Source organism: Shinella sp. Sh6 (assembly GCF_055392685.1).
In genome coordinates this window covers 541,909-554,922 of record NZ_AP044005.1, presented here as the reverse complement: position 1 = coordinate 554,922, position 13,014 = coordinate 541,909, and the positions used below count along the sequence as shown (strand labels likewise).

Annotated in this window: 12 protein-coding genes; 10 read left to right on the top strand and 2 right to left on the bottom strand. The window is 66.7% G+C overall.

Features of this window, described 5'->3' with window-relative positions; translation table 11 throughout:
* Positions 1 to 14: 14 nt before the first annotated feature.
* Positions 15 to 1,739 (bottom strand): chemotaxis protein, encoded by a 1,725-nt coding sequence (locus ACZ5TO_RS02575; protein ID WP_464799430.1) that lies wholly within the window; start codon positions 1,737 to 1,739, stop codon positions 15 to 17.
* Between the two features lie 366 nt (positions 1,740 to 2,105).
* Here ACZ5TO_RS02575 and ACZ5TO_RS02570 point away from each other — a divergent pair, with 366 nt between their 5' ends.
* From ACZ5TO_RS02570 to ACZ5TO_RS02525, 10 genes are all read left to right on the top strand, one after another.
* Positions 2,106 to 2,432: an STAS domain-containing protein gene (locus ACZ5TO_RS02570; protein WP_184146729.1), complete on the top strand. Its 327-nt coding sequence runs from the start codon at positions 2,106 to 2,108 to the stop codon at positions 2,430 to 2,432.
* Entirely contained in the window at positions 2,432 to 2,800 is a 369-nt protein-coding gene (locus tag ACZ5TO_RS02565) for a response regulator (protein WP_184146727.1), read from the top strand. Before ACZ5TO_RS02570 ends, ACZ5TO_RS02565 begins: the two co-directional genes overlap by 1 nt.
* Positions 2,797 to 4,791, top strand: a complete 1,995-nt coding sequence (locus tag ACZ5TO_RS02560) for a chemotaxis protein CheA (protein ID WP_464799429.1) — start codon at positions 2,797 to 2,799, stop codon at positions 4,789 to 4,791. The genes ACZ5TO_RS02565 and ACZ5TO_RS02560 overlap by 4 nt, the downstream gene beginning before the upstream one ends.
* Complete coding sequence (locus tag ACZ5TO_RS02555; protein WP_184146723.1) at positions 4,788 to 5,306, top strand: chemotaxis protein CheW; 519 nt, start codon at positions 4,788 to 4,790, stop codon at positions 5,304 to 5,306. The genes ACZ5TO_RS02560 and ACZ5TO_RS02555 overlap by 4 nt, the downstream gene beginning before the upstream one ends.
* 17 nt (positions 5,307 to 5,323) lie before the next feature.
* Positions 5,324 to 7,030, top strand: a complete 1,707-nt coding sequence (locus ACZ5TO_RS02550; RefSeq protein WP_464799428.1) for a methyl-accepting chemotaxis protein — start codon at positions 5,324 to 5,326, stop codon at positions 7,028 to 7,030.
* 185 nt (positions 7,031 to 7,215) lie between these two features.
* Positions 7,216 to 9,021 (top strand): methyl-accepting chemotaxis protein, encoded by a 1,806-nt coding sequence (locus tag ACZ5TO_RS02545; protein WP_464799427.1) that lies wholly within the window; start codon positions 7,216 to 7,218, stop codon positions 9,019 to 9,021.
* Between the two features lie 2 nt (positions 9,022 to 9,023).
* Positions 9,024 to 9,518 carry a chemotaxis protein CheW gene (locus tag ACZ5TO_RS02540; protein ID WP_184146717.1) on the top strand — a complete coding sequence of 165 codons (495 nt, stop codon included), beginning with the start codon at positions 9,024 to 9,026 and terminating at the stop codon, positions 9,516 to 9,518.
* Positions 9,519 to 9,535: 17 nt separating this feature from the next.
* Positions 9,536 to 10,387, top strand: a complete 852-nt coding sequence (locus ACZ5TO_RS02535) for a CheR family methyltransferase (protein WP_184146715.1) — start codon at positions 9,536 to 9,538, stop codon at positions 10,385 to 10,387.
* On the top strand, positions 10,388 to 11,479 hold the full coding sequence (locus ACZ5TO_RS02530; RefSeq protein ID WP_464799426.1) for a protein-glutamate methylesterase/protein-glutamine glutaminase: 1,092 nt from the start codon (positions 10,388 to 10,390) through the stop codon (positions 11,477 to 11,479).
* A 105-nt stretch (positions 11,480 to 11,584) separates the two neighbouring features.
* Entirely contained in the window at positions 11,585 to 12,295 is a 711-nt protein-coding gene (locus ACZ5TO_RS02525) for a ParA family protein (RefSeq protein ID WP_464799425.1), read from the top strand.
* A 490-nt stretch (positions 12,296 to 12,785) separates the two neighbouring features.
* Here ACZ5TO_RS02525 and ACZ5TO_RS02520 read toward each other — a convergent pair whose 3' ends face one another.
* Complete coding sequence (locus ACZ5TO_RS02520) at positions 12,786 to 12,932, bottom strand: DUF1127 domain-containing protein (RefSeq protein ID WP_184146709.1); 147 nt, start codon at positions 12,930 to 12,932, stop codon at positions 12,786 to 12,788.
* Between the last annotated feature and the right edge of the window lie 82 nt (positions 12,933 to 13,014).

The following is a 13,014-nucleotide window of genomic DNA, read 5'->3' as shown; positions in this document are numbered from 1 at the left end:
GGGAAGACGCCGGATCAGAACAGGGCGTCGTCGAAAAGCTCGTCGTCGCTCTGGGCCGCGACGGGGGCGGCCGGGGCATCCACGGGCGTGCCGAAGAGGCGGGCATGGACCTCGCGCTCGGAGACCATGGTGTAGGTGCGCGCGATGCGCCCGCCGAGCTCGGCCATCGCCTCCTCGAGGCCGGCGGTCTCGGGAAGGCCGGGGCCGGTCAGTTCGCCGGCACGCGCCGCGCAGTCGGCCAGCACGTCGCCAAGTTCGGCATTGAAATCGAGGTCGGCGATCGTCTTGCCGGCCTTTGCCGAGACGTCCGCGCCGCAGGCGCGCAGCGCCGCCATGTCCTCTTCCATGCGGTCGCCCGCCCGGCGGATATGGTCGAGCACGTCTTCGAGATGCGCGTCGAGCGAGCCGCCGGCGGCCGCGCCCGCCTCGCCGAGCTTGCCGGCATCGAGCTCCAGCGACTTGAGGGCGGCGAGGATGTGTTCGGCGGTCTCGTCGAGCTGGGCGGAGAAGGTGCGCAGCTCCGCGGTGACCACGTTGATCGCCCTGCCCTCTTCGCCGAGCTTGCTGCAGCGCAGGTTCGTGTTGAGCGCCATGTAGTGGATGTCGGTGCGCACGAGCTGGATGGTCTTCACGCCCTTCAGGAGTTCCTGCACCGTCTCGACGGTGCCGGAGCCGAGCGCGTTGGCCTTGCCGGCGGCAAGCTCGATCTCCTGCACCACGGCGCGGGCGGCCGCGATATCGGCCTCCAGCGTGCGCATGGCGCGGTCCGCCGAGCGGCCATCGGCCGAATCCATGCCGCCGTGCAGCGCCATCAACGCATCGATATCCCCGCCGAAGCTGCGGATCGTGCCGACGACCGTCCTGCATTCGCGCTCGAAATCGCGGGCGATCTCCACGAGCTGGTCGTGCACGAGGCAGCGCACGAGCGCCGTGAGGCGTTCGCCGCTCTCGCCGTCCAGCGTACCGGCGGAAAGATACTCGTCGAGGAAGGCGAAGGCGGACTGGCAATGCTCGATGCGCTGGCGCGTGATGTCGCCGATCTGCATGGAGGAGAGCGTGGTGGCGACCTTGCCCTGCACCTGGCGCGCGGAAGTGCCGACGCGGGCGGCAAGCTGCGAGAGATGGCGGCGCTGGCCGGTGAGGTCGGCGGCATTGCGCGAGAGGTTGCCGGCGATATCGGGCACGCTGCGGCGGAAGCGCTCCAGCGCCTCCCCGCCGCCGGCCGAGGCCGCGCCGATCACGCCGGCGAGCGTGGAAATCTTCGCGCCGAGCGCGTTGACCTCGCGCGTGCCGAACTGGATGCGCTCAAGGATCTCCTCAGCGAAACCGGCGAAATCGGGAATGGCCGCGCCGGTGATCTTGGCGGTGGTGGCGAAGGTGCGCAGGTAGCGCAGCGTCTCCTGCATGGTCGCGATGTAGCCGCCGAGCGACTTTTCGGTAACGGCGACGGCGGCAAGACGCTGCTGGCGCGTCTCCTCGATGCCCGGCAGGGCGGTGAGCCGCTCGACGGTGGCCGTCAGCCGGCCGGTCGTCGCCGCGGCGGTCTCCTCGTCGAGCGAGCCGGAAAGGTTCTCCAGCGATGCAACCAGCCGGTTCAGCACGTCCAGAACGGACAGGAGCACGACGCCACCATCGAGGAAACGCTGCTCGATGCGGGACCGGGCGCCTTCGAGGCGCGAGACGAGATCCGTCTCCGCCGTCTGCCGCTCCACCCGCGCTACGCTTGCTGCTCCTGACACGCCATACCCCATCCGCAAGAAATCCTGGCCGAAGCCTATGGGGCAACAAGGTAACGGCCAGTAAATTCGCGATTTCTCATAAAGTAAAACGGGGCCTGTCAAGCCCGGTTCGGGCCCTTCTACCGCGGGATGCAGGCACCCTCAGAATTAGGGATTTATAAATGATATCACTTATATCTAACTTTTTAGATTACTATTTAAAAATAATAGCTTATCTGATTTCCCTTCCGTAACGTCAGGTGTTGCATCGCTTGCCCGCCGACTACCATGGGCTGAAAGACTCAACCGGGATTTACCGTTCATTAAACCTGATCGGCGATTCTGACGCGGGAAATACTCTGTGTCAGAAGGACTACCGGGGCCGCCATGTCCATCACCCTGCCCGGTGACGCGCCGTTAACCTTACCGGCGTCGCTCACGATCAAGAATATATCGGCTGTCCGGGAGATGATCCTGGACTTCATGAACAATAATTCGACCGCGGTACTTGATATCGACGAAGAGGCACAGGTCGATCTCAGCTTCGTGCAGCTCGTCGTGTCCGCCCGCAAGCAGGCGGAAGCCGGCGAAGGCCGCCTTCTACTTGCCCGCCCGGCCGCGGGCGACCTTTACGACGTGCTGAAGCGTGGCGGTTTCCTCGACGCGATGACGCCCGAGGCCGCACATTTCTGGTTGCATCAGGAGAAGAATTGATGACCGCAAAAATCCTGACCGTCGACGATTCCGCCAGCATCCGCCTGACGACGCGGGTGACGCTCGGCAATGCCGGCTACACGGTGGAAGAGGCGGTCGACGGCCTCGACGGCCTCAACAAGCTGAAGGCCGGCGAATACGACCTCGTCGTCACCGACCTCAACATGCCGAACATGGACGGCCTCACCATGATCCGCGAGCTGCGCAAGCTGCCCGCGCATACGGGCGTGCCGGTCATCTTCCTCACCACCGAATCCGACGGCGAGCTGAAGGCGCAGGCAAAGGCCGCCGGCGCCACGGGCTGGCTCACCAAGCCGTTCGATCCGGAAAGCCTCGTCAAGATCGCCAGGAAGGTCCTCGGAAAATGAGCAACCCGGACCCGATCTCCGTCTTCCGGACAGAAGCGGCCGAACTGCTGGAACAGATCGAGTCCGGCCTTCTTGACCTGACGCGCAGCCTCGACGACCGCGACCGGATCGACGCCGTGTTCCGCGGGCTGCACACGCTCAAGGGCTCCGGCGCGATGTTCGGCTTCGACGCGCTGGCCGCCTTCACCCACCATTGCGAGACCGCCTTCGATCGGGTGCGCAAGGGCGACGTGCCCGCGACGCACGAACTGGTCTCCGCGGTCCTTTCCGCGCAGGACCACATGCGCGCGCTGCTGGAAACGCCGAACGGCGACCACGACGCGATGAGCGCGACCCTGCTCGACAACCTGCACCGGGCCGTCAACGGCGGCGCGGGCGCCCCTGCCCCGGCCGTCGCGGCTGCCGCTGCGGTTTCCGCGCCCGCCGCGCAAGCCGCCGGCGGCTTGCGCGAATGGCGCATCCGCTTCAGCCTGCCGGCCAATGCCATGGCGAACGGCACCAACCCGCTCGGCCTTCTCGACGAGATGCGCGACCTCGGCGAATGCCGGATCGTCGCGGACGCCGCAAAGGTGCCGGTGCTTGCCGCGCTCGACCCGCGCGACATCCATCTTGCCTGGGACGTGACGCTCAGGAGCGAAAAGCCGCGCAGCGACATCGAGGACGTCTTCATCTTCGTCATGGACGATATGGAGCTGGAGATCACCGAGATCGCCGTCGAAGAGCCGGCTCCCGCCCCCGTGGAAGCGCCCGCGGCAAAGCCCGCCGAGCGCGAGGCGCCGGCCGCGCAGGCCGTGAGCGATTCCAAGCAGGCGAAGTCGGCGGAGAACGTACGCGTTCCGGCCGAACGGCTCGACGAGATGATGGACCGCGTTGGCGAGCTCGTCATCGCCCAGTCGCGCCTCACCCAGCTTGCCGGCACGGCCGCGGACCTCGGCCTTCGCTCCGTCTCGGAAGAGATCGAGCGGCTTTCCGGCGAATTGCGCGACACGATGATGGTGCTGCGCATGATGCCCGTCGCCAGCCTCTTCAGCCGCTTCCGCCGCCTCGTGCACGATCTTTCGCGCGAGACCGGCAAGGAGATCGAGCTTGTCACCGAGGGCGAGAGCACGGAGGTCGACAAGACGGTCATCGACCGGCTCGCCGATCCGCTCGTCCATCTCGTGCGCAACTCCATCGACCACGGCCTGGAAAAGCCCGAGGAGCGCATCGCCGCCGGCAAGGAGCCGAAGGGCAAGGTGATCCTCTCGGCGCACCAGACGGGCGGCGAGGTCATCATCACCATCAAGGACGACGGGCGCGGCATCAACCGCGAGCGCGTGCGCGCCAAGGCGGAGGCCTCCGGCCTCATCCAGCCGGGCGCGATGCTGATGGACCAGGAGCTGCTGCAGCTCATCTTCCAGCCCGGCTTTTCCACCGCCCAGACCGTCACCAACCTTTCCGGCCGCGGCGTCGGCATGGACGTGGTGAAGAAGACGGTGGAGGCGCTGCGCGGGGCGATCGATATCACCAGCAAGCCCGGCGACGGCTCGGAAGTGTCGCTGCGCATTCCCCTGACGCTCGCCATCATCGACGGCCTGCTCGTGCGCGTCGGGCAGGGGTGCTACGTCATCCCGCTCTCGGCGGTCGAGGAATGCCTGGAACTCTCGCTCGAAGACGACCTGCGCTCGCGCGGGCGCTCCTTCATCTCGCTGCGCGACAGCCTCGTGCCGTTCCTGAGATTGCGCGAGCTCTTCCGCACCGGCACCGAGCCCGATCCGCACCAGAAGGTGGTCGTCATCTCGACGGGCGCCGAGCGGGTGGGCCTCGTCGTCGACCAGATCATCGGCGACCACCAGACGGTCATCAAATCCATGTCCAAGCTGCACCATGACGTCGCCACCTTCTCGGGCGCGACCATCCTCGGGGACGGCAGCGTCGCGCTGATCCTCGACGTCACACACCTGGTCGCAGCCGGCCAGCACCAGGAGGCGCAATTGCGCGCGGCAGGATGAGCGAAGCAGCACGGAAAATCGACTACGACGCGATCTGGGGCGAGGAGGAGGACCTGTCCGTCCTTACCTTCAACCTCAACGGCGAGACCTTCGCCATCGAGGCGATCGTGGTGCAGGAAATCCTCGATCTCCTGCCGGAAACCCATGTTCCCGGCAGCAAGCCCTTCGTTTCCAGCGTCATCAACTTCCGCGGCAAGGTGATCCCGCTCGCCGACATCCGCCTCGCCTTCGGCATGGACGCCACGGACACCACCATCGACAGCCGCATCATCGTCATCGAACTCGACCTCGACGACGAACCGACGCTGATCGGCATCCGCACCGACAAGGTCAACGAAGTCACCATGCTTCCGCGCCTTGCCAGCGAAGCGCCGCCGAGCGTGGGCATGCGCTGGCGCGCCGACTACATAAGCTGCCTCGTCAAGCGCGGCGGCGAATTCATCATCGTCCCGAACCTGCACGCGATCTTCTCCTCAAGGAAAGACCGCGCCGGCACGACCCAAGCGCCGAACTAGGCCCCGAGGAGAGACCCATGCGCTTCACCATCAAACTCAAACTGTTCCTGGCCTTCGGCTTCATCATGGCCATCCTGGCGGGCACCGCCGGCTACGGCATCGTGAACCTCGGCGCCCTCAACGATACGCTCGGCCACGTCATCACGGGCCCGGCCGCGCGCCTCAGCCTCGCGCAGGAACTCAACATCCTGCAGCTCCAGCAGATCCGCCAGCAGAAGAACATGCTGTCTTCCGCCAGCACCGCCGAGACGAACAAATACATCGCGGTCAGCGACAAGGCCCGTGCCGACTTCGACACGGCCTTCCAGGACGTGACGGCGAAGGCGACCGAGCAGGGCAAGGCCTTCTGGACCAAGCTCGACACGCTCACCGCACGGTTCCGCCAGCAGGACGACCGTATCCGCAGCATGATGCTGGCGGGCGATGCCGCGGGCGCCCTTCGCGTTTCGTCGTCGGAAGCGCGCACCGTCGCCACCGATATCGACGCCCTGCTCGCCGAAGTGGTCGACCTCGAGCAATCCCGCCTTCAGGAGGCCGACGACCAGGCCGAGGCGCAGTATGCGAGCACCCGCACGATCATGATCGCCGTCGCGTCCATCGCCTTCGTGATCGCCGGCGTCGCCGCCTTCTGGATCGTGCTGTCGATCAACCGCGGCCTCGGCCGTGCCGTCGGCGCCGTGCAGAACGTGGCGGACGGCGACCTCTCGCGCTTTGCCGACATCACCACCCGCGACGAGATCGGCGACCTGCTCGGTCACGTCAACACGATGATCGAGCGCCTGCGCGGCGTCGTCGCCGATGCCCTTTCGGCCTCCGACAACGTCTCCTCCGGCAGCCAGGAACTCTCGGCAAGCTCCGAGCAGCTCTCGCAGGGCGCGACGGAACAGGCGTCCTCCGCCGAAGAGGCCTCCGCCTCGATGGAAGAAATGGCCTCCAACATCAAGCAGAACGCCGACAACGCCGCCCAGACCGAGAAGATCGCCCGCCAGTCCTCCAAGGACGCGGAAGCCTCGGGCCTTGCCGTCGGGCGCGCCGTCACGGCGATGCGCACGATCGCGGAAAAGATCTCCATCGTGCAGGAGATCGCCCGCCAGACCGACCTTCTCGCCCTCAACGCGGCCGTCGAGGCGGCCCGCGCCGGCGAGCACGGCAAGGGCTTTGCCGTCGTCGCCTCGGAAGTGCGCAAGCTCGCCGAACGCAGCCAGGCGGCCGCCGCCGAGATCAGCGCCCTTTCCGGCGAGACGGTTTCCGTCGCCACGGAAGCCGGCGAGATGCTGAACCGGCTGGTGCCGGACATCCGCAAGACCGCCGAACTGGTTTCCGAGATTTCCGCCGCCTGCCGCGAGCAGGATATCGGCGCCTCGCAGATCAACGAGGCGATCCAGCAGCTCGACAAGGTGACGCAGCAGAACGCCGGCGCCTCGGAAGAAATGTCGGCGACCTCGGAAGAGCTCGCCGCCCAGGCCGAGGAACTCCAGACCTCCATCGCCTTCTTCCGCGTCGACAGCGCCGCCGTCGGCCGCAAGGAGCCGAGCCACGCCGACAAGTTGCGCGCCACCGCCGCGAAGATGGCGACCTCCGCCCCCGTCAAGCGCCCCGCCGCAGCACCGGCCCAGCGCCCGGCGCCGGTAACGGCCAAGGCAACGCGCACCAACGGTTTCGCCCTCGACATGTCGATGGGCGGCCCGGACGCCGACGACGCGGACTTCCGCGAAAGCGCCTGATCATCGTCATGGCGGCGCGTCCGGCAACGGACGCGCTGCGCCAGTCAACCCGGCGCATGTAGGCGCCGGCGCAAGGGCTGCATGGCAGCCCGCGGAAGGGTGAGTGTATCGGTCTTCACGCATGGGAGCGCCGCGGTCGCGGCCGCTCCGCCCTTAACAGGCATCTGCGACAAGGAGATTCCGGGATGCGCCTCACCATCAAACTGAAGCTGGGCCTTGCCTTCGGCTTCCTGATTGCCCTTCTTTGCCTTTCGGCCGGCATCGGCATCCGCGAGCTCGACGCGATGAACACGCTGCGCAACGACCTCATCGAGGGCCCGATCGAGCAGGACGACTACGCCAACGACCTTGCGGCCGCCTTCGACGGCCTCGGCCTTGCCGAGGGCGACCTGCTGATGGCCAACTCGCTCGAGCGCACCAACAAGGCGAAGGCGACCATTGCTGCCGAACGCGAAGCCTTCGAGAAGGCCCTCAACGAGGGCGAGAACGACGCGACCGGCGAATTCAAGGCCAAGTGGCAGGACATCCGCGATTTCTGGGACGACTACGTCGCCATCAACGACAGGATCATCGCGCTCATGGCGTCCGGCCAGCGCGAGCTGGCGCTGGAGGTCAACCAGACCGAAGGCTCCGTCGCCGCCGACAAGCTCGACGAGATGACCAAGGGCCTTTCCGCCCTGACCGAAGCGGCCATCACGAATTCCGACAGCGTGGCCGACGCCAGCTACGACACGGCGTTCTACACGCTCATCACGCTCGCGCTTGCCGCCTTTATCCTTTCCACCGGCGCCGCCGTCTGGATCGCACTCGGCATCAATAGCGGCCTGCGCAAGATCCGCGACGTCGCCGAGGCCGTCGCCGTCGGCGATCTCGACAAGAGCGTCGAGGTCAAGACGAACGACGAGATCAAGGACCTCGTCGACACGATCAACGTGATGACCGGCAACCTGCGCAACACGGCAACCATCGCCGACCAGATCGCCAACGGCGACCTCACCGTCACGCCGAAGCCGCTTTCCGGCAAGGATACCCTCGGCCTTTCGCTCGAAAGCATGGTGGAACGCCTGCGCGGCGTCGTTGCAGACGCGCTCTCGGCCGCCAACAACGTCTCTTCCGGCAGCCAGGAGCTCTCGGCAAGCTCCGAGCAGCTCTCGCAGGGTGCGACGGAACAGGCCTCCTCCGCCGAAGAGGCTTCCGCCTCGATGGAGGAGATGGCCGCGAACATCAAGCAGAACGCCGACAACGCCGCCCAGACGGAAAAGATCGCCCGCCAGTCCGCCAAGGATGCCGAGGCCTCCGGCGAGGCGGTCGGCCGCGCTGTCGGCGCCATGCGCACCATTGCCGAGAAGATCTCCATCGTGCAGGAAATTGCCCGCCAGACGGACCTTCTCGCCCTCAACGCCGCCGTCGAGGCCGCCCGTGCCGGCGAGCACGGCAAGGGCTTTGCCGTCGTCGCCTCGGAAGTGCGCAAGCTCGCCGAGCGCAGCCAGGCGGCCGCCGCCGAGATCAGCACGCTCTCCGGCCAGACGGTCTCCGTCGCCACGGAGGCCGGCGAGATGCTGAACCGGCTGGTGCCGGATATCCGCAAGACCGCCGAACTGGTTTCCGAGATTTCCGCCGCCTGCCGCGAGCAGGACATCGGCGCCTCGCAGATCAACGAGGCGATCCAGCAGCTCGACAAGGTGACGCAGCAGAACGCCGGCGCCTCGGAAGAGATGTCCGGCACGTCGGAGGAACTCGCCGCCCAGGCGGAGGAACTCCAGACCTCCATCGCCTTCTTCCGCGTCGACCGCGCTTCCGGCGTCCCGGCCGCAGCCCAGCATCGCCCGGCATCCCACGCCGCGCGCCCGGCCGCAAAGCCCGCCGCCTCGGCCGTTCGCAAGTCCGACAACAGCGTCAACGCCCAACAGGCCCGCGCCCGCGGCTTTGCCCTCGACATGTCGATGGGCGGCCCGGATGCCGACGACGCAGACTTCAGGGAAAGCGCTTGATCATGGCCGGCACGTCCTCCGAATCCCAGTACGTCACCTTCTCGCTCGACAACGAGGTCTTCGCGGTGCCCGTCTCGGTCGTGCGCGAAATCCTCGACCACGAGGACGCCTTCAAGATCCCGCACGGGCCGGATTACCTGCTGGGGCTTCGGGACGTGCGCGGCCAGGGCGTGCCGGTGATCGACCTGCGCCTTCGCCTCGGCATGTCGAAGACCGAGAAGACCCCGCACACGCGGGCGCTCGTGCTCGACGTGCCGATCGGTGAGAAAATCCTCACCCTCGGCCTCGTCGCCGACCGGGTCTACGAGGTCGTTCCCTTCCGGGACGAGGAGATCGAGGGCGCGCCGGACATCGGCGTGCGCTGGCCCTCCGACTACATTGCAGGCGTGGTGCGCCGCAACGGCGGCTTCGTCGTCATCGTCGATCTTGCGCGGCTCTTCTCCGGCGCGGAAGTGGCGATGATGGGCTCGGCGGGCCGCCTCGCCGCCACCGCATAAGAACCGGGAGAACGGGTGTGGGAGCAGCATTGCGGGCGCAGGTGAGCGAAGACGGCCTGAGCAGCCGGAATTTCGAGGCCCTGTCGCGCTATATCTACGATTACAGCGGCATCAAGATGCCGATCACCAAGCTGACGATGCTGGAGGGCCGCCTGCGGCGGCGCCTCCGGGCGACCGGCATTCCCAGCTTCAACGCCTATTGCGACTATCTCTTCAAGCACGGCGGCATCGAGAAGGAGGCGATCTTCCTCATCGACGCCGTGACGACGAACAAGACGGACTTCTTCCGCGAGCCCAAGCATTTCGAGTTCATGGAGCAGGTCGGCCTGCCGGAGCTTGCGGCGGCCGGCCACCGGCGGCTGCGCCTGTGGAGCGCGGCCTGCTCCATCGGCGCCGAGCCCTATACGATGGCGATGGTAATGCAGGATTTCGTCGAGAGCCGGTCGGGCATCGACTACCGCATCCTCGCCACGGACCTTTCGACGGACGTACTTGGCGCGGCCCGCCGCGGCGTCTATCCGCGCGACATGATCCAGCCGGTGCCGGCGGAGATGCAGCGGCGCTACGTGATGGTCTCGCGCGATGCCGGGCGGGGCGAGGTGCGCATTCATCCGCGCCTGCGCTCGGCCATCGGCTTTGCGCGCATGAACCTCATGGACAACGCCTACAGGGTGGGCGACCCCATGCACATGATCTTCTGCCGCAACGTGCTCATCTATTTCGACAAGCCGACGCAGGCCAGGGTGCTGTCGCGGCTGTGCGACTGCCTCGCCCCCGGCGGCTTCCTCTATGTGGGCCACTCCGAAACGGTCACCGGCATCAGCCTGCCGGTGCGCCAGGTCGCCAACACGGTTTTCAAGAAGATCTGAATGCCCCTGCCCGGAAAAAAGATCCGCGTCCTCATCATCGACGACTCGGCGAGCGTGCGCCAGGCGCTGACCCGCGTTCTGGAGGAGGATCCGGAAATCGAGGTGATGGGCGCGGCCTCCGACCCCTTCATGGCGGCGCGGAAGATCCAGGAGGAAATCCCCGACGTCATCACGCTCGACGTGGAAATGCCGCGCATGGACGGCATCACCTTCCTGCGCAAGATCATGTCGCAGCGGCCGATCCCCGTCGTCATGTGCTCCTCGCTGACCGAGGAGGGCTCCGAGACGCTGATGCAGGCGCTGGAGGCCGGCGCCGTCGACATCATCCTCAAGCCGCGGATCGGCGCGGCGGACCACCTTGCCGAATCGGGCACGCGCATCCGCGAGGCGGTGAAGGGCGCGGCCGTCGCCCGGCTCGGCACGAACCGGCGCGCCGCCGCCGCCTCGAGCGGGCCGAGCGCGAAGCTCACCGCCGATGCCGTGCTGCCGCCGCCGACCGGGCGCGCCATGGCCAAGACGACCGAGATGGTCGCCTGCATCGGCGCCTCGACGGGCGGCACGGAAGCGCTGCGCGTGCTGCTGGAGCAGTTGCCGGCCAATTCCCCCGGCATCGTCATCGTCCAGCACATGCCGGAAAAGTTCACCGCCGCCTTCGCAAAGCGGCTGAACAGCCTGTGCGAGATGGAGGTCAAGGAAGCCGTGCATGGCGATCCCGTCCTGCGCGGGCATGTGCTGATCGCCCCCGGCGACCGCCACATGATGCTGGAGCGGCAGGGCGCGCGCTACCATGTCGCGGTGCGCGAAGGCCCGCTCGTGTCGCGCCACCGGCCCTCCGTCGACGTGCTCTTCCGCTCCGCCGCGCGCGCGGCCGGCGGCAACGCCATGGGGGTCATCATGACCGGCATGGGCGACGACGGCGCGCGCGGCATGGCCGAGATGCACCAGGCCGGCGCCTATACGGTGGCGCAGGACGAGGCCTCCTCCGTCGTCTTCGGCATGCCCAAGGAGGCGATCGCCCATGGCGGGGTCGACAAGATTCTGCCGCTCGACCAGATCGCCCGGGAAATCCTCGCCGCCGACCGGCGCCGATAGGCGTTTTTCACCGGCTGTTAACCATGATTGGCGAGGATGGGGACGCACCATGCAGGGTGCTTCCTTCCGAGCGATGACCGGCTCGCCAACCCTCCGGGGAGCCTCATGCCCGTCATCACCTTCGCCAACACCAAGGGCGGCGCCGGCAAGACCACCGCCGTGCTGCTGCTCGCCACCGAGCTTGCCCGCCTCGGCTTCCGCGTCTCGGTGCTCGACGCCGACCCGCAGCACTGGATCACCCGCTGGCACGAGAACTCCGGCAGCCTCGTCGGCGGCCGCCTTTCCGTCGTGCCCTATGTGACGATGAGCACCATCGACCGGCAGGTGGCAGAGGAGAAGGCGCGAGCGGATTTCGTGCTCGTCGATCTGCCCGGCTCGCGCAGCTCGCTGCTCGCCAAGGCCGTCGGCCATGCCGACTACGTGCTGATTCCCGTGCAGGGCTCGGCCATGGACGCCCAGGGCGGGGCGAACGTCATCGAGCTGCTGCAATACCTGGAAGACAAGGCCGATATCCGCATCCGCCATTCCGTCGTGCTCACCCGCGTCAACTCGATGGTGACGACGCGCGCCATGCAGGCGGTGAAGGACCTGCTCGCCGCCCGCCGCGTGCACCTGCTCGAAACGCCGATCATCGAGCGCGCCGCCTTCCGCGACATCTTCGGCTGCGCCGGCACGCTCTATTCGATGGATGCGAAACGCATCAGCAACCTCGACAAGGCGCAGGAGAACGCCCGCGCGCTGGCGCTGGAAGTGCTGCGGCAGATCCCGGCCGCCGTCCGCCAAGCCGGAAAGGCGCCGCTGCGAAACGTCGCCTGAGGCGAATCACAACTTCCGCGAAGAACCGCATCATGCCCGGGCCTGCCCCGGGCATTCGTCGTTCTGCGCACACGCGGCATGGCCACCGGGCCGGGCCCGTCCGCTGCCGTTCTGTCTTCTCATCGGGGAAATTGGGTCCTGAAATGGAAAAGCCTGCCGCGGGAGGAGGAGGCGGCAGGCTTTCCGATAGAACCGAATGGCGACTGGGAGGAGGAGTGTCGCCATTCCCGCAGTCGGTCTTGGGAGGAGGAGTAGACCTTCTGCAACATCGAAACTTCGTGGGAGGAGGTACGTTGTTTCGATAAGTATGACTATACGCGATTCCTGATTATTTCATAGGCATCGTTTTGCAAGGCAGCTATGCGTTATGCGCTTGGCGTATGCCTCAATCGTGCCGAATCGGCCTAGCCGGCCTTCGCTTCTTCGCACATGCAAAAACGCCCGCCGGAGGGCGGGCGTTCCAGGAATTTCCGGCTTGCGGCGTCTTGGCTCAGAAGCCGACGGCAGCGCGGGCGACGGCCTTGATCTGCGAGCGCTCGATGCCCAGATCGCTGAGTTCGCGGGCGGTCATGCGGTCGAGTTCGTTGATGGTCTGACGGTACTTGCGCCAATTGCTGAAGGAACGTGCCATGTTCATGATGATCCCCTTTCCTGAGGCTCTCTGTTCGGCACCGATCCGTGGCGCCGCGTCTTTCGATGGGTGCTTTATACGTCGATGC